Source organism: Amycolatopsis albispora (assembly GCF_003312875.1).
In the GTDB taxonomy this organism is placed as follows: domain Bacteria; phylum Actinomycetota; class Actinomycetes; order Mycobacteriales; family Pseudonocardiaceae; genus Amycolatopsis; species Amycolatopsis albispora.
In genome coordinates this window covers 7,121,131-7,142,894 of sequence record NZ_CP015163.1, presented here as the reverse complement: position 1 = coordinate 7,142,894, position 21,764 = coordinate 7,121,131, and the positions used below count along the sequence as shown (strand labels likewise).

Here is a 21,764-nt window from a genome sequence, read left to right as displayed (position 1 = left end):
CCTGGCGCTATGAAAGCCACATTCATAGCGTTCAGCGGCGGCGGTTGTCCTCGGAATGCAGGTCGCCGACGAAGCGGCCGCGGCCACCGGTCATCTCCGGCACGGAGAGCATCCGAGTGGGGCGGTCGTCGTCCTGCTCCACAGGCTCTTCCTCGGGCTTGTTCCGGTTCTTCAGGCGCTTCACCACGAAGACCACCACGGCCAGCACCACCAGGCCGATCACGATCTTCTGGAAGATGCCCGCGTACTCCTCCATCACGTGCCAGTTCGCCCCGAGGACGTACCCGGCCACCACGAAGATGGTGTTCCAGATCAGGCTGCCCAGCGTGGTCAGCGACAGGAACTTCCAGACCGGCATCTTCTCGATCCCGGCCGGCAGCGAGATCATGCTGCGGAACAGCGGGATCATCCGGCCGAAGAAGACCGCCTTGGTGCCGTGCTTGGCGAACCACTGCTCGGTCTTGTCGAAGTCGGAGCCCTTGACCAGCGGCACCTTGCAGATCAGCGCGCGGCAGCGGTCCCGGCCGAGCAGCGCCCCCAGGTAGTAGACGATCACCGCGCCCGCCACCGAGCCGAGCGTCGTCCAGATCAGCGCTTCGGCCAGGCTGAAGGTGCCCTGGCTGGCGGAGAAGCCGGCCAGCGGCAGCACCAGTTCGCTGGGGATGGGCGGGAAGAGGTTGTCGAGGCCGACGATGACGGCCGCGCCCACCCCTCCGAGCGTGTCCATCAGACTCACCGCCCAACCGGCGAGCCCTCCCATCTCCGGGGCTTGCTGGGCGAGTTGCGTGATCATCGGCGGCCTTTCATGGTCGTCTGCACCTGCCAACGAAGCTACGAACACCTCGAGTTCCGGACATTGCGGTGAGTCGTCCCATATCCAGCCGGATACCCCAGCCCGAACCTGCGGAAAACCGCAGTTCGCCGCGCGTGCGGGCCGGTTAGCCTCACGGGGTGGAAAAAAGCTGGGCGCGTGCCGCCGGGCGCGGTACCGCCGGGCTGGCCGCCGGCGCGCTCACCGCGGTCGCCGAATCGATCTACGTGGTCGCCGGAACTCTGGCACTCGTGCTGCCGCCCGCGCGTCCCGGGGTCTACCGCGGGGCACGCGCGCTGGCGGAGGTCGAGCGGCGGCGGCTCGCCCGCTGGTTCGGCGCGGAGAACGGCGACGACTACACCGGTGACCGCGCGCTGCGGTACCTGGTGCCACGCAGCGTGACCGGCATGGTCGGCCTCGGGGTCTTCCTGCTGATCGTCTACGGCGCCGCGTCCGCGGCCATCATGCTCGGCCAGGTGGTCACCGGTGGCCGCGTCGGCGGTGGGGACGAGCCCGCCGACTGGTACGACTCGATCACCATCCTGCTGTTCGGCCTGCTGCTCGCCTTTCTCGCGGTGCAGGGGCTGATCGGGGTGGCCAAGCTGGACCTGCTCCTGGCGGGCCGGTTCTTCGGGCCGAGCAAGCAGGAACAGCTGCGCCGCCGGGTGTCCGAGCTGGCCATCAGCCGCGCCGAGGTGGTCGAGGCGGTCAACGACGAACGCCGTCGCATCGAACGTGACCTGCACGACGGCGTGCAGCAGCGGCTGGTCGCGCTCGGCATGCTGCTCGGCCGCGCGCGGCGGGCCGAAGACACCGAACGGGCGGCGGAACTCGTGCGCCAGGCACACGAAGAATCCCAGCAGGCCCTGCGTGACCTGCGCGAAGTGACCTGGCGGGTGTACCCGACCGCGCTCGACGACGGTGGGCTGCACCCGGCGCTGGAGGCCGTCGCGGAGAACGCGGGACTGCCGGTGCACCTGGACTTCCAGCTCACCGAACGGCCGTCGCTCGCGCTGGAGACGGTCGCGTACTTCGTGGTCTCGGAGGCGGTGACCAACGCGATGAAGCACGCGTCGGCCACCCGGATCGACGTGTCGGTGCACCGCACCGGCACCATGCTCATCGTGCGGATCAGCGACGACGGGACCGGCGGGGCGCGGCCGGGCGGCGGGCTTTCCGGGCTCGCGCGCCGGGTCGCCGCCGCGGATGGGGAGTTCACTGTGGACAGTCCGGTCGGCGGTCCGACCACGATCACCGCGGAACTGCCGTGCGGTTAGTGCTCGCCGAGGACAGCACGCTGCTGCGGGAAGGGCTGGTTCGGCTGCTCGCCGAAGAGGGGCACGAGGTGCTGGCCGCGGTCGGTGACGCCGCCGCGCTGCTGTCCGCCACCGCCGCGTACCGCCCCGACGTGATCGTCACCGACGTCCGGATGCCGCCGACGCACACCGACGAGGGCCTGCGCGCGGCACTGGAGATCCGCGCGCGGTTCCCCGAGGTCGGGGTGCTGGTGTTGTCGCAGTACGTGGAAAAGCGGTATGCCACCGAGCTGATCACCGACGACGGCGGCCGGGTCGGCTACCTGCTCAAGGACCGGGTGGCGCAGGTCGGCGAATTCCTCGACGCGCTGACGCGGGTCGGTGAGGGCGGCGCGGCCTTCGACCCGGAGGTGGTGCGCCGCCTGCTCGCCAGGACCACGCACAGCGACCCGCTCGGCAGGCTGACCGCACGCGAACGCGAGGTGCTCGACCTGATGGCGCAGGGCCACACCAACGCCGGGATCGCCGGGCAGCTCTACGTTTCGCTGAGCGCGGTGGAAAAGCACGTGAACGCGATCTTCGACAAGCTGGAGCTTTCGCACACCAGCGGGTACAGCCGCCGGGTGCTCGCGGTGCTGCGCTACCTGGGCTCCTGAGCCGCGCGCCACGCGGCGTCGATCCGGCCGAGTTCCGTCACCGGTTCCTCGCCGTGCAGCCATTCCCGCGCGATGCGGTGCCAGTTCCCGCGGGCCCGCAGCCTGCCGAGCAGGCCGAAGGTGTACAACTCCGCCCTCCGCGCGAACAGGTGCTCCGGCGGCAGGTACTGCCAGCGCATCTTGCGGTAGTGCGGCGACCGCGGGTCGATCGAACTGATCATGGCCTCGGCCGCGAGTTCGGGGGTCGCCTCGATTTCGGCGTCGGCGAGGTACCAGCCGACGGCGTCCTCGATGTAGGCGAGCACCTCGTCCGGTTGGATCCGGCCGGGTTCGCCGAGAATGCCCGCCGCGGTCATCCGCGCGTGCACCTGCTCGGCGTCACCGTCGGCCGCGGCCCGCAGCACCGACCGCTCGAGCGCCGCGCTCTCGGGGCTCATCCGCTTGAACAGCCCGAAATCCAGGAACGCCACCCGGCCGTCCGGTCGCAGCAGCACGTTGCCGGGGTGCGGGTCGCCGGGGAAGTCGCCGGTGCGGAACAGGGAGCCGCAGTAGAAGCGGTAGACGATCTCGCCGACCCGGTCGCGCACCGGCTGCGGTTGCGCGGCGATGTGGTCGAAGTCGAGCCCGTCGACGAACTCGGTGACCAGCACGCGTTCCCCGCAGAGTTCCCCGACGCTGTCCGGGATGACGAGGAACGGGTGCCCGGCGAAGCGGGTGGCGAGGTCGTGCTGCGTCCGCGCTTCCAGCCGGTAGTCCAGTTCCTCTTCGACGCGCAGCCGGATCTCCCTGGCCAGCGAGTCCATTTCCAGGCCGGGGAAGAGGTCCGGCGCGAGCCGCAGGAACAACGCCAGGTTCTTCAGGTCGGCCCGCACCGCGGTGGCGATGCCCGGGTACTGCACCTTCACCGCGACCGCGCGGCCGTCGGCCAGCCGCGCCCGGTAGACCTGCCCGATCGAGGCCGCGGCGACCGGATTCTCGTCGAATTCGGCGAACACCTCGGCGATCGGCGCGGCCAAATCCGCCTCGATCACCTTCCGCATTCCGGAGAACGGAACGGCGGGGGCCCGGTCGAGCAGTACCGCGAGTTTCCGCCGGAATTCCGGGCGCACCGACTCGGGCACGAGATCGAGATCGAGCACCGAAAGCAGCTGCCCGATCTTCATCGCGGCGCCCTTCATTCCGCCGAGCACCGAAACGAGCTGATCGGCGGCCTCGAGCGCCCGGCGGTCGAGCAGCCTGCGCTTTTCCTCACCCGATCGGCCCAGTGCGGCGACCTTGCTGCCCGCCTGCCGCAGCGCCTGCCCGGCGGCCAGCCTGCCCAGCGCGGTCCCGCGCACCAGCCGCGACCTCGGTGGTGCCTTCCTCATCGGCCCTCCCCGGCGTAACCGGCCTTTATAGCGCGACATGCGTGCGAAATCGACCGTTTTCCGCACATCGCGGAAAATCCGGCGCCAGAATACGGCCGGGCCGCCCCGGTGAAACAGCCGGCCGAATCGGGAAGCGCGCTCCGTAGAACCCGGGGTGGCGGTGCGTGATCGTGTGCACTAATGCAGAGCTGAGCCGTACACGGAAGTTCAGGTCCCGTAAGCTGACCGGGATGGAATCCGCGTCCACGTCCCCACCGGCGACGCCCCGCGCGCGCCGGGGCAGGCCGCCGGAAAAGGGCCTGGCCGAACGGCGCCGCAGGCAGATCGTCGACGCCGCGTGTGTCATCTTCACCGAACGCGGCTACGAAGCCGCCAACATCTCCGACGTGGCCAAGCACGCGAAGGTGGGCCAGGGCACCGTCTACCGCTACTTCGACAGCAAGCGCGAGTTGCTCGACCACGTGCTCGACCACTGCGTGGAGCGCCTGATCACCACCGTGCGAGCCGCGGCCACCCGCGAAAAACCGCGTGACGCCGAGGAGTTCGCCACGCAGCTGCGCGCCATCGCGCGGCGGTTGTTCACGCTGATCGACGAGGAACCGGACCTGCTCAAGCTGGTGCTGGTGGAGGCAGCGGCGATCGACGCGGAGCTGAAGGCGCGGCTGCTCGGGCTGGAGGCCACGCTGTCCGCGCTGATGGCGTCCTATCTGGAACACGGCGTGCGGTCGGGTTGGCTGCGGCCGAACCTGGACACCGCCGCGGTGGCGCACGGGCTGAACGCGCTGGTCGTGCCGGGCTTCCTGCTGGCCATGCGCGGTGAGGCGACCGAGGAGAAACGCGTGCGGTACATCGACACCCTGGTCGGGTTCGCCGTGCACGGGGTGGGCAAGTAAGTGATGGGAGCGTCCGTGCGCAACCGTACGGCAGAGCGGCGGGTCCAGCTGGTTCGCGCCGCGCACCACGTGTTCTCCTCGCGGGGTTACCGCAACACCGGGGTTTCCGACATCGTCAAGGAAGCCGGGGTCAGCCACGGCACCTTCTACAACTACTTCGACAACAAGCGGCACATTCTCGACGAGGTGCTCGACACCGGCGTCGACTTCATCCTCGACGCGGTGGTCGCCGGTGACGAGCCCGACGACGCGTCCACCGCGGACGAACTGGCCGCGCAGTTCCGCACCATTCTGACCAGGGTGTTCGACCTGGTCGAGCGGGAACCCGCGCTGGTCCAGTTCATCCTGCTCGACGCCCCGGCCATCGACGACGAATCGCTGCAGCGGCTGCTGCGGCTGGTCCGGACCTTCGGCGCCACCGCGTCGGCCTTTCTCGCCAACGGGGTGCGCCGCGGTTTCCTCCAGTCCGATCTGGACACCGAGGTCGCCGGGGAGGGCCTGCTGTCGCTGATCATCTCGGCGATCCTGACCGGGGTGCGCGGGGTGACCCCGGCCGAACGCGAGCGCGTCATCGAGTCGTTCGTCGGGTTCGCGATGCACGGCGTTCGCTAGGCTCGGCCCGCGCGCACCAGTTCCCGGTCGCCGTGGCCGCGCACGCTGATCGCACGCACCTCGTTCAGCGGCACCAGCACCGCCCCGCCGAACCGCGTCGCCTTCTCCGAAGCCGCCCAGCTGCCCGCTTCGTGCTCGACGCCCGCGGAGTCGGTGACCACCAGGCGGCAGCGCTCGCCCCAGGAAACCCCGGCGACCTCGACGTCGAACCGGGTCCACCCCGGCGCGGGCAGGAACCGCGCGGTCAGGTGGACCCCGTCGCCGGAGGCGGCGCTGAACACCGGCTCGGTGAGTTCCGGCTGTCCGATCAGCAGGCCACCGGCGAGCGCGCCCGCGGCCAGCAGAACTCCGGCGACCAGCCCGGCGAACCAGCGGCGCCGGTGCCGGCGGCGGCGCTCCTCGCGCACCCGCTCGATCGCCCGGCGGAGCACGGGATCCGGTGGCGGACAGGAAAAAGCCTGGCCATTCCGGGAATGGCCAGGCCTGCTCCCGGCTGGCTCAGTAGCCATTGCCACCGCTGTCCGGCGCCGACCCGGCCGGCTCGGACTTCTTCTGCTCCTGCTTGCCCTGCTGCGCGACGAACGGTGCTTCGGACTTGCAGCCCTCCGGCATCATCGCGTACCAGGTGCCGCCGACGCCGTGCCCGTTCGCCTGTCCCGCGGCGGCGTCCTTGGCGTAGGTGTAGACCGGCCAGCCGCCGACGGTGACCTGCTCGGTGCCGTCGTCCCGCTTCACCTTGCCGACCAGGTTCGGGTCCACACCGGACAGTTCGGGGGTGCCGTTGGCCAGCAGCGGCGGCCAAGTGGTGGCGCAGTCGCCGTTGCAGACCGACTTCGGCGGCTTCTTGCTGTCCTTGCTGAACAGGTACAGGGTCAGCCCGTTCTGCTCGGTGAGCACCCGGCCGACGCCCTCGACCTCGGCGGCGGTCAGCTTCACCTGTGCCCGCGGTTGCTGTTCGGGCTGTGCCTCGGCCTTGCCGCCCTGCGGGTTCACCGCGTACCAGGTGCCGCCGACGGCCTGGCCCTTGACCTCGCCGGCCGCGGTGTCCTTGGCGTAGGTGTAGACCGGCCAGCCCTTGACGGTGACCTGCTTGGTGCCGTCCGCCCTGGTCACCTCGCCGACCACCGAAGCGTCCACTCCGGACAGTTCGGGCGCGGCGTCACCGGCCAGCAGCGGTGGCCACGCCTTGGCGCAGTCGCCTTCGCAGTTGGACTTGGGTGGGCTCGCGGTGTCCTTGTCGAAGCGGTAGAGCGTTTTGCCGCCCTGCTCGGTGAGCACCTGGCCGAGCCCGTCGACCTCGGTGGCGGTCAGCTTGACGGCGGGTGCGGCCTGCTGCGCCGCGGGCGCGACCACGGCCTGCTCGGCGGCCGCCGGCGCCGCCGCCCCGCCCGGCGCGGTGCCCTGCCCGCAGGCGCCCAGCACGGCCATGCCGAGCACCGCGGTGGTGGCCGAGAGAACGATCCGCTTGCGTGCCATGGGTTCTGCTCCTTCACTGGTCGAACGGCCCCGCCCATCCCGCGGCGACCGACACCGGGCAACACGGGGCACCGCCCGGACCGGTTCGAAGTTTTTTCGTACGTCCTGTCGTCGCGCGTACAGCGACTTCTGGAGCTGCGGCTACCAGGTCTAGGTTGGCCACCATGACGAACGGAGGACCGAGCTGGCCGGGCGCGGGTCAGCAGCCTTACCCGCCGGGCGCCGCCCACCCTCGGGGCGCGGGTCAGCAGCCGTACCAGCAAGGCGCGGCGCGGCAGCCATTCGCGGGCCAGCCACCGCGGCCGTACGCGCCCCAGCAGCAATATCCCCAGCAGCAGCCCGAGCCGGGCCCCGAGCAGCCCCTCACCCTCCCCGGCCCGGGCGCCATCCCAGCCGTCCTCGGCGCGGTGGTGGCCATCGTCGGCCTCTTCGCCCTCACCTGGGTCGGCGATGCCAACTTCGCCGACCTGAACGATGCCCTGAACAGCTCCCCCGACCTCAAGGGGGACGAGCAGTGGCTGAAGCTCTACCTGCGGCAGGGCGCGATCATCGCGCTGGCGCTGTCGGCCGTGCCGCCGGTGCTGTGGACGCTGGGCTCACTGCGCGACCGGAAAAGCATCAAGCGCCGGGGCGGCCTGATGAAGAAGAGCCTCAGCGCCGGCAACACCACCCCGACGCGGAACCTGATCACCGGCATCGCCGGGGCCGCGCTGCTCTACCACGTCGTCAGCCTGCTGCTCTTCACCGACGGCGGGAAGCACCTGGACCAGCTCGGCGCGGGCCCGTGGCTGCTGGTAGTCGGCACCGCCCTCTCGGTCGTCGGCGCCGCGATCGGCCCACGCGTCCCAGGCCGCCGCTGACACCCCGGACGCAGAGAAACGCCCCGGGACCTGTTTCCGCAGGTCACCGGGGCGTTTCCGCTGGTGTGGCAGGTGAGGGATTCGAACCCCCGAAGGCGAAGCCATCTGATTTACAGTGCGGAATCGCAGTTGACTCTGACCAGCAGTTACTCTCGCCGAACCGGTCCCGTCGGGGCGCCTGCGGGGCGAACACCCAAGCAGGTGGTTACCCAGACCTCAGCTTCTCTCCACTCGGAGACATCAGGCTCGCAAGTTTGAGCGCACGACGAACTCGATAACAACCACACCAAGGTGAGGCACCCCTAATGTTGCCATCCTCCCGAGCGCCAAGACAGCAGGACATTAACCGATACAACCAAAGAACTGTGGCAAAGCGGTAAAAGATCACCGGATCGACCTATTGGCACCCCGAAGCACCCCTGAGAGAATCGCTCATTGGCCCAATGCACCATATGGACGATCTCAGCGGAGGCGAGATGTCGAAGGACTCAGCGCCGGAGAAATGGGGATACCCGCCGCACACCAAGGCCAAGCACGACATACTTGCATACTACCTCGATGGCTGGTACCCGACCCTGTCACGCTGGAACGGACGGATCTTGTTCTTGGATGGCTTCGCCGGACGGGGGCGATATACCAACAAAGCCGAAGGGTCGCCCCTGATAGCACTGAAGCATCTGCTAGACCATCAATATTACCCACATATGACGCATCGCGAATTTGTCTTCCTATTCATCGAAGCAGATGCAGATAACGTAGCTTCCCTTCAAGCTGAGATCGACAAGCTTAAGGCCCAGCGAGCTCCGTGGCCAGACAAGATTAAGGTCCACGTAGAGCACGCCGCCTTCGACGAGAGCGCCACAAGCTTAATAGACTACTTGAAGCAGCAGAAAAAATCTCTAGCGCCAACCTTTGCTTTCGTTGACCCATTCGGATACAGCGGACTTCCGATGGACACACTTGCCAGCCTGCTATCCTACGACAAGACTGAGATATTCGTAAACTTTATGGTGAATCATGTAAACAGATTTATCACCCGCGAAGGTCAAGAGTCCGCCATGCGCAGTCTTTTCGGCATGGACGTTGGTGACATTCTTTCAGATTTCAATGGAGAGAACCGGATAGAACATTTGAAAGATGTCTATGAACGACAGCTTAAGAAATTGGCAGGGTTTGACCACGTTCAATCGTTTGCCATGAAGAATAGCACCGGAAACGTTGGGTACTACATGATCCACGGCACGCGACACATCAAGGGCGTTAAGCTCATGAAAGATGCAATGTGGAAGATCGATCCCGGAGGCGGCTACACCTTCTCCGATAAGCTCGCCGGCGTCTCGGTACTCTTTGAAGCCAACCCAGACCTCAAACCCCTACGAGCAAATCTCGTTCACACCTTCACTGGAGCGGGCGAAGTCACCATCGAGGAGATCGAGCAGCACACAATTTTATACACGCCCTACAGGGATGCACACGTACGCTCCGTCCTGAACCCGCTCGAGAACGAAGGCCTCATCTCTGTCCGACGACTTGGAAAGAAGGGTTACGCCAAAGGGAAGACTTGGATCACCTTTACTTAGCGATAACCGGCATTTGATCCCAAGTCCGGCCATCGAGCATTCGACCACCAGATGTGGGCCTACGGCCACCCCATTGCTTGAAGAAGAACTTCACATCGCTAGAGATGCATTTATCGCGAATCTCTCCTACCCACTCTTGCCGCATCTCACGCGCAGAATGACCACTTTCACCACCAACAATTACCCAATCGATCCCACCTAGGTCAATTTCAGCAAGAGATCCCAGGAGTGGCTCACATGAAAGAAATCGCACAGCAGCAGGGACGCTTCGCAGGTCTTCAACCCTTGACGCCACTTCCATAGATTCGACCGAAGTGCCCATCCACACATTCTCCGGCCAGTCAAGCTTCTCAGCCATCCTGCGCAGGCGCACAGTACGCTTGGTAAGTATCTGATATGTATGGCGAGGAGTTTCTTTCATCACCTTAAAAACATCCCGCACAAAAGAGATCGGAACTTGCGCGTGGAACAAGTCGCTCATTGAGTTCACGAAGACTAATCGTGGCTTTTTCCATGAGAATGGATCCGCCAATGCATCAAGATGCAAGGAAACCCCAAAACCGGGACCGCTAGTACGAGGATCGCCATCTCGCTGATATCGCGGCTGCCCCATCGCCTTAAGGCGCCGCGCAAGAGCCATCGCATAACAGTTGTCACAACCAGCAGATACTCGATCACAACCCGTAGTTGGATTCCATGTGGTTTCGGTCCACTCGATGGTCGTTCGACTACCGCCCACACCACACCTCCCTGACATCTGCCAAATCGAACGCTAGTTCGAATATAGCCCTTGTGGCCTACTCACACCAGTGCAGATGACGCCGCACGCGCCGAAGCGACACTCCGAACACCACAGCAACATGATTACACTCGGTGTATATGCCGTCGACACCGGGAGAGCAGTAGTCTAGATGCACATGACCATCATCCGGGCGGCACAAGATCTCTCACGGGAACTCGTCGCGCCTCTGGGCAGGCGCTGGACGCACGTGCAGGCTGTAGCAGCGGAAGCCGACCGCCTTAAGAACTCGGTGCCGGCAGAGCAGCAGGACCTGCTTGTGGCAGCGGCTTAGCTGCACGACGTTGGCTACTCCCCGAAGGTAGGTCAAACCCGATTCCACCCCTCTGGACGGTGCGCGCTATCTCCGGAGCGGAGGGTGGTGTCACCAGGTTGTCAACCTCGTGGCGCATCACTCGGGCGCACGGTTTGAAGCTGTCGAACGTGGTCTATCGCAACAACTCAGTGAGTTCCCGTTCGAAGATAGTCCTGCGTTGGACGCCCTGGTTACAGCAGATCTGACCACTGGTCCCGACGGTGAGCGGCTGACATATGACGAGCGGAGCGCGGAGATTCTGAAGCGTTACCCGCCGGAAGACCCGGTTCACCGGACCTGGATGAAGGCAGCGCCGATCCTCAAAGAGGCTGTGAAGCGCACCGAGGAACGGCTAGCGAAGGCTCAACCCAAGTAGGGAGCTGTCCGGCCGGCGTCCAGGCCGTGGTCGATGCGAAGGCGCATCGACGGGTGGATGTTCAAAGCGTCCAGGTCCGCCGGCTGGTCGCGTTCTTCGGGCTCATGTACTACGCAGCCTTGCGACCGGAGGAAGTGACCAACCTCAGCAAGCACGACCTCTCCCTGCCGGAGAAGGGTTGGGGAGATCTCCACTTGGAAGGCACCCGGCCCGAGATCGGTCGGGAGTGGACGGACTCGGGCACGGCGAATGAACTGGCTCCGCTGAAGCACCGGGAGAAGGACGCCGGCCGAACGGTGCCCTGTCCACCTGTGCTCACCGAGCTGCTTCACGAGCACATGGTCAGGTTCGGCACAGCGCGCGACGGCCGCCTGTTCCGCGGTGCCCGTGACGGCGGCCGGGTGGGCAGCACCGTCTATGGCCGTGTGTGGGCGGCAGCTCGGGAACGCGTCTTCACGCCGGAGGTGGCGCTGGCCCGCTCGCCAAGCGACCGTATGACCTACGCCACGCCGCTGTGTCGACGTGGCTCAACGGCGGGGTGGAGCCGCCCAGGGTCGCGAAGTGGGCCGGGCACAGCCTCTCCGTCCTGCTCCGCGTCTACGCCAAGTGCCTCGACGGAGGCGAGCAAGCCGCCCGGGACCGCGTCGAGCGCGCGCTGGACGGGCTCTGAAACGTCGGGGCGCATTTGGGGCGAGCCGCCGCAAACGGCTGCCTGTGGCCGCACATGGCCGCACACAGCAAGATCGGCCCGGTGTCCTGTTTTCGCAGGTCACCGGGCCGATCTGGCTGGTGTGGCAGGTGAGGGATTCGAACCCCCGAAGGCGAAGCCGTCTGATTTACAGTCAGATCCCTTTGGCCGCTCGGGCAACCTGCCGTAGCCGGATCAACCGGCCGAGGAAGAGAATACAGGGCGGCCTGGCGGGCTCGGCACCCGGCCTGGCCAAGCTAGGGTGGACCGACCGACTAGTGCGATGACGAGGTGTGAGAACCAGTGGCGGATCCCTCATTCGACGTGGTGAGCAAGGTCGACCGGCAGGAGGTGGACAACGCGCTCAACCAGGCGAGCAAGGAGCTCGCCACCCGCTTCGACTTCCGCGGGGTGAACGCGAAGGTCGCCTGGGCGGGCGAGGAAGCGATCGCGATCGAGGCCGAAACCGAGGAGCGCGCGCTCGCCGCGGTCGAGGTGTTCAAGGAGAAGCTGATCAAGCGCGGCATCTCCCTCAAGGCCTTCGAGGCCGACGAGCCCGCCCTCTCCGGCAAGATCTACAAGGTCAACGGCCGCATCCTGCAGGGCATCGCCTCCGACAAGGCCAAGCAGATCGCCAAGTTCATCCGCGACGAAGGCCCCAAGGGCGTCCAGGCCCAGATCCAGGGCGACCAGCTGCGGGTGTCCGGCAAGAAGAAGGACCACCTGCAGGAAGTCATCGCGGCGCTGAAGAACAAGGACTTCGAGATCGCCCTGCAGTTCACCAACTACCGGTGACCACCGCCCGCGGGGTGCCACGGCGCCCCGTGGGTTCACCCGTGTGGGCGACGTAGCCGGGCCCCGGCGCCACCTCATGGTGTAATCGCGCGGTCGCCGTGCGAGAGGGGTTCGATGCGTCGCGTGCTCACCGGCCTGGCCATGCTGGTTTCGCTGTCGGTACTGGGAAGCCTGCTCAGCCCGGTCCAGGCGGCGACGGCCGACCGCCGGCTGCTCTTCGAGGGCATGGGGTCCTACCCCCGGCTGATCCGCCTCGAACACTCCGGCGCCCGCAACGGCCGCATCCTCGCCGCGATGACCAGCGAGGACGGCCGCGGCCGGTACGCGCCGATCTTCCAGAGCGACGACGAGGGCGCCTCCTTCCGCCAGATCGGCGAGGTCCGCGACCCCGAGGGCGCCACCGGCATGTGCTGCGGCACCCTCTACGAACTCCCCCAGCGCGTCGGCCGGCTCCGCGCCGGCACCCTGCTGTGGGCCGCCAGCTACGGCCAGAACGCCGGCCCCGGCCGCCGGATCGCGCTCAAGATCTGGGCCAGCCGCAACGGCGGCCGCGACTGGGACTTCCTCTCCGAAGCCGCCCGCTCCCACAACCACGACGGCATCTGGGAACCCGAATTCAACGTCGACGCCGGCGGCACGCTCTGGCTGCACTTCGCCGACGAGACCGAGGCCCCGCAGTTCGCGCAGGTGCTCAACCGGATCGGCTCGGCCGACGGGCTCAACTGGGGCACCAAGCAGCGCACCATGGCGATCCCGCCGCACCGCGTGCGCCCCGGCATGCCGATCGTGCGCAGGCTGCCCGGCGGCCGCTACTACTTCGGCTACGAGATCTGCAACTACGGCAAGCACTTCTGCGACCCGTACTACAAGATCTCCCCGGACGGCGCCAACTTCGGTGAGCCGGGCGCGCCGGGCACGCAGATCACCACCGCCAACGGCAGCCACTTCCAGCACGCCCAGACCATCACGCTGTTCCCCGGCGGCCCGAACGGCACGCGGCTGCTGATGGTCGGCCAGATCTTCGTCGCGGACAACGGCGACCCGCTGCCCGGCAACGGCGCCACCCTGCTCGCCAACGACAACTTCGGCGCCGGGCACTGGTACGAGCTGCCCGCGCCGGTGCGCGTCACCAAGCCGATCGACCACTGGTGCCCGAACTACAGCTCCACCCTGCTCCCGGTGGACGGCGGCACGAACGTGCTGCAGATCGCCGCCGACCTCGAGCCGGACGGGATGTGCCGCGCCTACTTCGGCAAGGGCCCCGCGTTCTGATCCCGCAGCAGCCCGGCCGTCCACGCGCCGAGCGCCTCTTCGGCCTGGGCACGGGTGGCCGCCGGGTCGTCGGCGTAGGCGATCATCAGCGCCGCCTCCGCCACCGCGCTGAGCACCAGCTGCGCCAGCACCTTCACCGGCCGCGGCTCGAACAGGCCGTGCTCGATCGCGGCCGCCACCAGTTCCTCGATCAGCCCGAGCCCGTACCGCGCCTCCAGCTCACGCCACGCCTGCCAGCCCAGCACGGACGGCCCGTCGATCAGGGAGATCTGCCGCACCTCCGGCCGGGCGCAGGCGTCGAGGAACGCGGTGAGCGCGACCGCCAGCCCGGACAGGAAGTCCGGCTGCGCGGCCATTTCCGCCCGGATCGCGTCGGTGACCTCCTGCTCCAGCTGCTCGACCACGGCACGGAAGAGCCCCTGCTTGTCGCCGTAGTGGTGGTACAGCGCACCCCGGCTCACGCCGGCCGCGCGCACGATCTCGTCGGCGGGCACAGCCTGGTAACCGCGCTCCGCGAACAGCTCGCGCGCCGCTGTCACCAGCGCGTTCTTCGTTCCCGCCGACCGGTCCCGCTGTGTTCGCCGCACCCGCTCAATCTGCCATGACGCCCGCGAACTCGACGATGTGCCCGGCCAGCACGCCCGGCTGGTCCTCGGGAACGAAGGTGTAGGAGTCCTCGATCTCGACGAGCCGCGCGTCCGGGAACGCCCCGGCGAACCGCCGCGCCAGCGGCATCGGGAACAGCTTGTCCTCGCGGGCCCACGCCAGCAGCACCGGCTTGTCGAAGGCGGCCAGCTTCGGCGCGGCCTCCAGCGTGTACCGGTTGCTCACCTGGCGGACGAACTTCCGCAGGTCCCGGCGCACGCCCGCGCTGCGCCACGCCGGATCGAGGTAGCGCCGCACGATCCGCGCGTCGACCGGCCGCTTCGCCACCCAGCCGAAGGCGACCGGCAGCCGCTGCAACGGTTTCACCCGCAGCAGCCCCGCGGTGAGCAGGCCGAACCCGGGCACGCGCGCCAGCTTCGGCAACGGCGCGAACACCGGCGGGAAGAAGCTCTCGAAGCAGTCGGACGGCGTGAAGACCACCGCACCGACGCGCTCGGGCCGTCGCGTCAGCAGCAGCTGGGTGAGCGCGCCGCCGGTGTCGTTCGCGACCAGGAGCACGTCCCGCAGGTCGAGCGCGTCCAGGAAGTCCGCGATCAGGTCGGCCACTCCAGCCGGGCTCAGGTCCGAGTCGGGGCGCAGCGGCAGTTCGTGCGCGCCGAGCGGCAGATCCGGGGCCACGCAGCGGAACCCGGCGTCGGCGACGGCGGGCACCACCTTGCGCCACAGCTCGGCGTTGACCAGCAGCCCGTGCACAAAAACCACGGGACGACCGGCGCCCCGCTCGAAGTAACGCACCGCGCCCTGCGGTAGTTCGACCGCCGCGGGCGCCCCCAGTTCCTGGCTCCGTTCCATGCGGGCAGAATACATACAGACTGTATGTATGTAAATGACCCGATACTGTGGTCCGGTGCAGGCGGAATCGAGATGGGGGAACGTATGAAGGGCATCGTGCTGGCCGGGGGCAGTGGAACGCGGCTCCACCCGATCACCCAGGCGGTCTCCAAGCAGTTGCTGCCGGTCTACGACAAACCGATGATCTACTACCCGATCTCGGTGCTGATGTTCGCCGGCATCCGCGACATCCTGATCATCTCCACCCCCGCCGACCTGCCGAACTTCCGGCGCCTGCTCGGTGACGGCAGCACCTTCGGGCTCAACTTCAGCTACGCCGAGCAGCCCAGCCCCAACGGCCTCGCCGAGGCCTTCGTGATCGGCGCGGACTTCGTCGGCGACGACGACGTGGCGCTCGTGCTCGGTGACAACATCTTCTACGGTCAGGGTTTCTCCACCAGGCTGCAGCAGGAAGTGTCCACCTTGGACGGTTGCGTGCTGTTCGGCTACCCGGTGAAGGACCCGGAACGCTACGGCGTCGGCGAGGTGGACGGCGACGGAAAGCTCGTCTCCATCGAGGAGAAGCCCGCGCACCCGAAGTCGAACAAGGCGATCACCGGGCTCTACTTCTACGACAACGAAGTGGTCGAGATCGCGCGCTCGCTCAAGCCGTCGCCGCGTGGCGAGCTGGAGATCACCGACGTCAACCTGGCCTACCTGCGGGCCGGGCGCGCGAAGCTGGTCGACCTCGGCCGCGGCTTTGCCTGGCTGGACACCGGAACACACGATTCGCTGCTGGAAGCCGGGCAGTTCGTGCAGGTGCTGGAGCACCGCACCGGCGTGCGCATCGCCTGCCTGGAAGAGGTCGCGCTGCGCATGGGCTTCATCAGCGCGGACGAGTGCTTCGCGCTCGGCGCCGCGCTGGCGAAGTCCGGGTACGGCGACTACCTGATGGCCGTGGCCAAGTCGGCGGGCGCGGCGTAACCAGGCTTAGCCGCGAGCCAGTTCTTCCAGCCGCCGCACCCGTTCGGCGATCGGCGGGTGCGTGGAGAACCAGCGGGAGAACTTCTCGCCCGGCCGGAACGGGTTCGCGATCATCAGGTGCGACTGGGAAACCAGCCTCGGCTCGGGCACCAGCGGCGCCGCCTTCGTGCCCGCGTCGAGCTTGCGCAGGGCGGACGCGAGCCCGAGCGGATCGCCGGTCAGCTCCGCGCCGGAGGCGTCCGCCTCGTACTCGCGGGACCGGCTGACGCCCATGCGCACGATGCCGGCCGCGATCGGGCCGATCAGCACCAGCAGCAGGGTGACCAGCGGGTTGTCGTCCTCGCGGTCGCTGCCGCCGAACACCCCGGCGAACATCGCCACGTTGGCGGCCACGCTGACCACGCTGGCCAGCACCCCGGCCACCGACGAAATCAGGATGTCGCGGTTGTAGACGTGGGCCAGCTCGTGCCCGAGCACGGCCCGCAGCTCACGCTCGTCGAGCAACTCAAGGATGCCGGTGGTGCAGCAGACCGCCGCGTGCCGCGGGCTGCGGCCGGTGGCGAAGGCGTTCGGCGCGGCCGTCGGGCTCAGGTACAGGCGCGGCATCGGCTGCCGCGCGCTGGTGGCCAGCTCGCGGACGATGCGGTGGATCGCCGGGTACTCGGCTTCGGAGATCGGCCTGGCACGCATGGCGCGCAGCGCCAGCTTGTCCGAGCGGAAGTAGGCGAAGCCGTTCATGCCCAGCGCGAGCACCAGGCCGACCAGCAGCGCGCCGCGGCCGAAGGCGGCGCTGATCGCGATGATCAGCGCGCTGAGCAGGCCCAGCAGCAGGGCGGTCCGCACCCCGTTCCGGTGCTTGTGCACTGGTGGCCGCCTCCCTTCGCGCTCAGGGCCTCCCGGAGTCAGAACGCGTGCGGACCGCACGAGGTTCCGGCGGGATCCTCACCCGGGCGGGCGGGCCGCACAACCGGCGGTCACCCAGGAGAGGAGTTAGGGTCGGGCGGAAGGTGACAGCACGCGACAGGAGCGCTACCCACGGCTGAGGCGGTGAGGAACCATGCGGGCAACGCTGGTCTCGACGTTGGTACTGGCCATCGGCCTGGTGACCGCGCCATCGGCGCACGCCGAGGAGGTGGTCACGATCAACGTCGGCGACCGGCCATCGGCCATCGCGGTGAATTCCGTCACCGGTGCGGTCTACGTGGCGGGCAGCCGGGCCGTCACCGTGGTGGCGGGCAACCTGGTGGTCGCCACCGTCGACATCGGCGGCCCGCTGAGCGACATCGCGGTCAACGAGCGCACCGGCCGGGTCTACGCGGCGAACGCCGCCACGGGCACGGTGACCGTGCTCGACGGCGACAGCAACGCCGTGGCCGGGGTGATCGCGGCGGGGCCCGGGAAGTCCACAGTGGATGTCGACGAGGAGTCGAACACGGTCTACGCCACCGGTGGCCCGTCCGGTGAGGTGGCCGTGCTCGACGGCGTGAGCGACACGGTGCGCGAGAAGCTGCCCGGACCGGCGGGCCCGCTGGCCGGGGTGGCGGTCGACGACGGCAGGCGGCTTGCCTACTTCACCGGCGAGCGGAACAAGACGGTCGAGGTGCTCGACACCGTCGGCGAGGCGTTCGTCGGCAGCGTCCCGGTCGGCACCGCGCCGGACGGGCTCGACCTGCACGAGGCGAGCAACACGCTGTACGTGGCGAACTCCGGGATCCACCACATGTCCGTGGTCGACGGCGCGACCAGGACGGAGAAGGCCACGGTCCTGCTGCGCAGCGCGGCGTCGGCGGTGGCGGTGCACCAGTCCAGCAACACCGTCTACAGCAACGGCGGGCCGAACGGGCTGATCCGGATCGACGGCACGAAGAACGAGGTGTCCGGCGAGCTGACGCTGGGCACCAACGCCGGGGACGTCGCGGTGGACCAGCGGACCCGGGTCGTCTACGCCGCCGACCCGCAGCGCGACGCACTGCTCGCCATCACCGGTTTCTGAGCGCTGAAGCGCGGCTGACGAACTGGTCCGCGAATTCGCGAAGTGGTTCCCGCGGTCGCTCCACTTTAGCCGTTCTCGTTGACGTGGCGCTCGTCACGTAATTTACTGGTCGCTCCTACCCGGGCGAGTGCACCGAGGACGACCAGTGGGCAATCAGGGTCACCAGCTGCGCGGCGGCGTCCAGCCGGATGTCTCGGCGGTCGCCAACGTACTGGCGGGGCAGGGTTTCCACGGCCCGGACGGCGCACCGCTGAGCGAGGCGCTGGTGTTCGCCTGCTCCGGCGGGATCGGCGCTGGCTACCTGCTGTGGGAGTTCCAGCACGACGGCAACAAGCCGCTGGTGCTCGGTTTCCGCGGCCGCTGGCAGTACCCGCAGGCCTGGCTCGAGTCCACTGTGGAACGTCTGGGCGTGCCGGCCGAGGTGCACACCACCACCGGCGCGGCGGGCGCCGCGCGGCGGCTGAGCGAGGAACTGGCCGCCGGGCACCCGGTGATCGTGCTGCCCGACCGCTACCTGCTCGGCTACTGGCACCTGCCCGCCAGCACGGAGGCGATGGGCGGGCACTTCGTGGTGGCCTACGGCGAGGAGAACGGCCGGGTGCTGGTCGACGACCGCAACCTGGCCCCGCTGACCGTCGAGCGCGCCGCCTTCGACCGGGCACGCAGCCGGGTCGTCTCCTACCAGAACCTGCTGGTCCGGTTGCGGCCGCCGGAGGACGGGATCGGCGCGGCGGAACTGCGTGCGGCGGTGCGCGCCGGACTCACCGAATGCGCCGAACGGCTCTCCGCGAAATCCGCCTCCTTCTCGCTGCCCGCCTGGGCCAACTGGGCGCGCCTGCTGACCGACGAGCAGAAGCCGAAGGGCTGGCCCACCGTGTTCGCCGACCGCGGCGGACTGACCGGGACGCTGCTGTCCATCTGGGACAGTGTCACGCCCGCCGGGATGACCGGCGGCAGCCTGCGCGGGCTGTTCGCCGCCGCGCTCACCGAATCGGCGGCGGTGCTCGACCTGCCCGCGCTGGCCGAGCAGGCACAGCGGTGGCGTGAGATCAACGGGCTCTGGCACGGTTTCGCCGACGCCGCGCTCGATCCGTCGATCGAGCCGTTCGCCAGGATGCGCGAGCTGACCTCGGCCATCACCGGCGGCATCTTCACCGAGGGCGACGCGATGCAGCAGTCGGCCGGGCAGGCCGCGGCGGAGCTGTGGATGCTGCGTGCCCAGTACGACGCCGTCTGCCCATTGTCCAAAAAGGACGTCCAGGTGCTGTTCGCCGAGCTCGCCGCGCGCCTGCGGGAGATCCACGAGGCCGAAACCGCGGCCATCGGCGCCCTGCGGTCGGTGATTTTCGAACCGTAGCGCGATCACGCGTTCACGCTCCGTGTAACGACTCCCGGTGGCCAGGCGAATCACAGCGTGGAGCCGGGGCCGCAAGGGGCCCGCGGAACGGGGAGTCGGACGTGGAACGCATCGGCTTGGCCGTGATCGGTGCCGGGTACTGGGGCCCGAACCTGGTCCGGAACGCGCAGGCGACACCGGGGCTGCGCCTGGAATACCTGTGTGATCTGGACGTTTCCCGCGCGCGGCAGGTGCTCGGCGACTACTCGACGGTGCGCGCGAGCGCGTCGCTCGACGAGGTGCTCGCCGACGACGCGGTCGGCGCGGTGGCCATCGCCACCCCGGCCGGCACGCACCTGAAGGTCGCGCTCGCCGCGCTCGAAGCGGGCAAGCACGTGCTGGTGGAGAAGCCGCTGGCGGCGAACCTGGCCGAGGGGCGGCGGCTGGTCGAGGCGGCGGAGAGCCGCGGGCTGGTGCTCATGCTCGACCACACCTACTGCTACACCCCCGCCGTGCGCCGCCTGCGGGAACTGGTGCGCGGCGGGGAGCTCGGCGACATCCAGTACCTGGACTCGGTGCGCATCAATCTCGGCCTGGTGCAGCCGGACGTGGACGTGCTGTGGGACCTGGCCCCGCACGACCTGTCGGTGTTCGGCGCGATCCTGCCCGACGGCGTGGAACCGCTGGAGGTGGCCGCGCACGGGTCCGACCCGATCGGCGCCGGGCGGGCCTGCGTGGCGCACCTGACCATCCGGCTGACCGGCGGCGCGATGGCCCACGTGCACGTGAACTGGTTGTCCCCGACCAAGATCCGCACCATGGTGATCGGCGGGTCGAGCCGCACGGTGGTGTGGGACGACCTGAACCCGAGCCAGCGGCTGTCGATCTACGACCGCGGCGTGGACCGGCGCGCCGACCTGGGCGCCGGCGAGCGCGAGCAGGCGATCATCTCCTACCGCGTCGGCGACATGGTGGCCCCGGCGCTGACCGAGCGCGAGGCGCTGCGCTCGGTGATGGCGGAGTTCGCCGGCTCGATCGCCGAAGGCCGCCGCCCGCTCACCGACGGCCGGTCCGGCCTGCGGGTGCTCGCCCTGCTCGAAGCCGCCAGCGAAAGCCTGGCGACCGGAGGGACTTTTGTCCCCGTCAAAACGGAGGTAGCCGCGTGAGCCCTCAGCCCATCGAAGGTCAGCGGTGCCTGGTCACCGGGGGCGCGGGCACGATCGGGTCCGCGGTGGTGGACCAGCTGCTCGAAGCGGGTGCCGCCGAGGTCGTGGTGCTCGACAACTTCGTGCGCGGCCGTCGCGAGAACCTGGCCGACGCCGAAGGTGACCGGCTGACCGTCGTCGAGGGGGACATCAACGACGCCGAGCTGGTCCACGAGCTGACCCAGGGCATCGATCTCGTCTACCACCTCGCGGCCATCCGGATCACCCAGTGCGCCGAAGAACCGCGCCTGGCGCTGGAGTCCCTTGTGGACGGAACTTTCACCGTGCTGGAAGCGGCCGCCGCGGTCAAGGTGCGCAAGGTGATCGCCTCGTCGTCGGCGTCGGTATACGGGCTGGCCGAGTACTTCCCCACCGACGAGCGCCACCACCCCTACCACAACGACACCTTCTACGGCGCCGCGAAGGCGTTCAACGAGGGCATGCTCCGCAGCTTCAAGGCGATGTACGACCTCGACTACGTGGCACTGCGTTACTTCAACGTGTACGGCCCGCGCATGGACGTGCACGGGCTCTACACCGAGGTGCTGATCCGCTGGATGGAGCGCATCGCCGACGGCAGGCCGCCGCTGATCTTCGGGGACGGCGCGCAGACGATGGACTTCGTCCACGTGCACGACATCGCGCGCGCGAACATCCTGGCCGCCCGCGCCCCGGTCACCGACCGCGTCTACAACATCGCGAGCGCCACCGAGACCAGCCTCCGCGAGCTGGCGCTCGACCTGCTCACCGCGATGGGCTCGGACCTCGAACCCGAGCACGGCCCGGAACGCGCGGTCAACGGCGTCACCCGGCGGCTGGCCGACATCTCCGCCGCCGCGCGCGACCTCGGCTGGGAGCCCCGGATCAAGCTGCCCGACGGCCTGCGGGGGCTGGTCGAATGGTGGCGGCAAAGCGCCTGAGCGGGACCGGCCGCGGTTTTCGCGGGACGCGCGTGATTTCCTACCTGTTCGGCCGCTTTACTGCTTTTCGTCATTACGTTATGTAGTGCTTTCCTCGCCGGTCCGGGCGTTATGGAATTGCGACTGCCCAATAGCGTGAGCAAGCCCGGATCG

At 68.3% G+C, this 21,764-nt stretch carries 22 protein-coding genes, 1 tRNA gene and 1 pseudogene; 15 read left to right on the top strand and 9 right to left on the bottom strand.

Translation table 11 applies throughout. From position 1 onward, the window contains the following. Positions 1-157: 157 nt before the first annotated feature. A pseudogene (locus A4R43_RS33905) lies at positions 158-793 on the bottom strand (DedA family protein); the annotation flags it as partial. Between the two features lie 158 nt (positions 794-951). On the opposite strand from A4R43_RS33905, the gene A4R43_RS33900 reads away from it, so the two are divergent. Together A4R43_RS33900 and A4R43_RS33895 are read left to right on the top strand one after the other, a co-directional pair. After that, complete coding sequence (locus A4R43_RS33900) at positions 952-2,088, top strand: sensor histidine kinase (RefSeq protein WP_113695816.1); 1,137 nt, start codon at positions 952-954, stop codon at positions 2,086-2,088. Continuing rightward, positions 2,079-2,723: a response regulator gene (locus A4R43_RS33895; RefSeq protein WP_113695815.1), complete on the top strand. Its 645-nt coding sequence runs from the start codon at positions 2,079-2,081 to the stop codon at positions 2,721-2,723. Before A4R43_RS33900 ends, A4R43_RS33895 begins: the two co-directional genes overlap by 10 nt. Here the strand turns inward: A4R43_RS33895 and A4R43_RS33890 are convergent. Further along, positions 2,708-4,090, bottom strand: coding sequence for an ABC1 kinase family protein (locus A4R43_RS33890; RefSeq protein ID WP_113695814.1), 1,383 nt, complete (start codon positions 4,088-4,090; stop codon positions 2,708-2,710). The genes A4R43_RS33895 and A4R43_RS33890 overlap by 16 nt on opposite strands. A 230-nt stretch (positions 4,091-4,320) precedes the next feature. On the opposite strand from A4R43_RS33890, the gene A4R43_RS33885 reads away from it, so the two are divergent. Both A4R43_RS33885 and A4R43_RS33880 read left to right on the top strand, forming a co-directional pair. Then, positions 4,321-4,983 carry a TetR/AcrR family transcriptional regulator gene (locus A4R43_RS33885; RefSeq protein ID WP_113695813.1) on the top strand — a complete coding sequence of 221 codons (663 nt, stop codon included), beginning with the start codon at positions 4,321-4,323 and terminating at the stop codon, positions 4,981-4,983. Positions 4,984-4,998: 15 nt separating this feature from the next. Continuing rightward, positions 4,999-5,595 carry a TetR/AcrR family transcriptional regulator gene (locus A4R43_RS33880; RefSeq protein WP_162788686.1) on the top strand — a complete coding sequence of 199 codons (597 nt, stop codon included), beginning with the start codon at positions 4,999-5,001 and terminating at the stop codon, positions 5,593-5,595. Here the strand turns inward: A4R43_RS33880 and A4R43_RS33875 are convergent. Together A4R43_RS33875 and A4R43_RS33870 are read right to left on the bottom strand one after the other, a co-directional pair. Further along, positions 5,592-6,026 carry a hypothetical protein gene (locus A4R43_RS33875; protein WP_113695811.1) on the bottom strand — a complete coding sequence of 145 codons (435 nt, stop codon included), beginning with the start codon at positions 6,024-6,026 and terminating at the stop codon, positions 5,592-5,594. The two genes, A4R43_RS33880 and A4R43_RS33875, sit on opposite strands and share 4 nt — an antisense overlap. Positions 6,027-6,093: 67 nt before the next feature. Further along, entirely contained in the window at positions 6,094-7,071 is a 978-nt protein-coding gene (locus tag A4R43_RS33870; RefSeq protein WP_113695810.1) for a hypothetical protein, read from the bottom strand. Positions 7,072-7,235: 164 nt separating this feature from the next. Between A4R43_RS33870 and A4R43_RS43005 the strand changes: the two genes are divergently transcribed. Next, entirely contained in the window at positions 7,236-7,931 is a 696-nt protein-coding gene (locus tag A4R43_RS43005; RefSeq protein ID WP_162788685.1) for a hypothetical protein, read from the top strand. A 452-nt stretch (positions 7,932-8,383) separates the two neighbouring features. Continuing rightward, positions 8,384-9,511: a three-Cys-motif partner protein TcmP gene (locus tag A4R43_RS33860; RefSeq protein ID WP_162788684.1), complete on the top strand. Its 1,128-nt coding sequence runs from the start codon at positions 8,384-8,386 to the stop codon at positions 9,509-9,511. Here the strand turns inward: A4R43_RS33860 and A4R43_RS33855 are convergent. Next, positions 9,504-10,268, bottom strand: coding sequence for a DUF5131 family protein (locus A4R43_RS33855; RefSeq protein ID WP_113695807.1), 765 nt, complete (start codon positions 10,266-10,268; stop codon positions 9,504-9,506). The two genes, A4R43_RS33860 and A4R43_RS33855, sit on opposite strands and share 8 nt — an antisense overlap. Positions 10,269-10,783: 515 nt before the next feature. Between A4R43_RS33855 and A4R43_RS44280 the strand changes: the two genes are divergently transcribed. After that, positions 10,784-10,981, top strand: coding sequence for a hypothetical protein (locus tag A4R43_RS44280; protein WP_236808452.1), 198 nt, complete (start codon positions 10,784-10,786; stop codon positions 10,979-10,981). Positions 10,982-11,495: 514 nt separating this feature from the next. Beyond that, the gene (locus A4R43_RS43500) at positions 11,496-11,651 is read left to right on the top strand and encodes a hypothetical protein (protein WP_205215125.1); all 156 of its coding nucleotides are present in this window, start codon (positions 11,496-11,498) and stop codon (positions 11,649-11,651) included. 122 nt (positions 11,652-11,773) lie between these two features. Here A4R43_RS43500 and A4R43_RS33835 read toward each other — a convergent pair. Then, positions 11,774-11,855 (bottom strand) — tRNA-Tyr (locus tag A4R43_RS33835). Positions 11,856-11,972: 117 nt separating this feature from the next. On the opposite strand from A4R43_RS33835, the gene A4R43_RS33830 reads away from it, so the two are divergent. Then, on the top strand, positions 11,973-12,464 hold the full coding sequence (locus A4R43_RS33830) for a YajQ family cyclic di-GMP-binding protein (protein ID WP_113695806.1): 492 nt from the start codon (positions 11,973-11,975) through the stop codon (positions 12,462-12,464). Positions 12,465-12,578: 114 nt separating this feature from the next. Beyond that, positions 12,579-13,736, top strand: a complete 1,158-nt coding sequence (locus A4R43_RS33825) for a sialidase family protein (RefSeq protein ID WP_113695805.1) — start codon at positions 12,579-12,581, stop codon at positions 13,734-13,736. Here A4R43_RS33825 and A4R43_RS33820 read toward each other — a convergent pair. Continuing rightward, entirely contained in the window at positions 13,709-14,323 is a 615-nt protein-coding gene (locus A4R43_RS33820; RefSeq protein WP_113695804.1) for a TetR/AcrR family transcriptional regulator, read from the bottom strand. The genes A4R43_RS33825 and A4R43_RS33820 overlap by 28 nt on opposite strands. Before the next feature lie 4 nt (positions 14,324-14,327). Further along, positions 14,328-15,194 carry an alpha/beta fold hydrolase gene (locus A4R43_RS33815; RefSeq protein ID WP_113695803.1) on the bottom strand — a complete coding sequence of 289 codons (867 nt, stop codon included), beginning with the start codon at positions 15,192-15,194 and terminating at the stop codon, positions 14,328-14,330. A gap of 84 nt (positions 15,195-15,278) precedes the next feature. Here A4R43_RS33815 and rfbA point away from each other — a divergent pair, with 84 nt between their 5' ends. Beyond that, positions 15,279-16,157, top strand: a complete 879-nt coding sequence (gene rfbA / locus A4R43_RS33810) for a glucose-1-phosphate thymidylyltransferase RfbA (protein ID WP_113695802.1) — start codon at positions 15,279-15,281, stop codon at positions 16,155-16,157. Between the two features lie 6 nt (positions 16,158-16,163). Here rfbA and htpX read toward each other — a convergent pair whose 3' ends face one another. Further along, the gene (gene htpX, locus A4R43_RS33805) at positions 16,164-17,021 is read right to left on the bottom strand and encodes a zinc metalloprotease HtpX (protein ID WP_113695801.1); all 858 of its coding nucleotides are present in this window, start codon (positions 17,019-17,021) and stop codon (positions 16,164-16,166) included. Positions 17,022-17,214: 193 nt separating this feature from the next. Here htpX and A4R43_RS33800 point away from each other — a divergent pair, with 193 nt between their 5' ends. The 4 genes from A4R43_RS33800 to A4R43_RS33785 all read left to right on the top strand — a co-directional run bounded on the left by A4R43_RS33800 (position 17,215) and on the right by A4R43_RS33785 (position 21,611). Continuing rightward, on the top strand, positions 17,215-18,150 hold the full coding sequence (locus A4R43_RS33800) for a YncE family protein (protein ID WP_113695800.1): 936 nt from the start codon (positions 17,215-17,217) through the stop codon (positions 18,148-18,150). Between the two features lie 145 nt (positions 18,151-18,295). After that, positions 18,296-19,507 carry a BtrH N-terminal domain-containing protein gene (locus tag A4R43_RS33795; RefSeq protein WP_236808450.1) on the top strand — a complete coding sequence of 404 codons (1,212 nt, stop codon included), beginning with the start codon at positions 18,296-18,298 and terminating at the stop codon, positions 19,505-19,507. 101 nt (positions 19,508-19,608) lie between these two features. Continuing rightward, complete coding sequence (locus A4R43_RS33790; RefSeq protein ID WP_113695799.1) at positions 19,609-20,652, top strand: Gfo/Idh/MocA family protein; 1,044 nt, start codon at positions 19,609-19,611, stop codon at positions 20,650-20,652. Further along, positions 20,649-21,611 carry an NAD-dependent epimerase/dehydratase family protein gene (locus tag A4R43_RS33785; RefSeq protein ID WP_113695798.1) on the top strand — a complete coding sequence of 321 codons (963 nt, stop codon included), beginning with the start codon at positions 20,649-20,651 and terminating at the stop codon, positions 21,609-21,611. The genes A4R43_RS33790 and A4R43_RS33785 overlap by 4 nt, the downstream gene beginning before the upstream one ends. Positions 21,612-21,764: the final 153 nt, after the last annotated feature.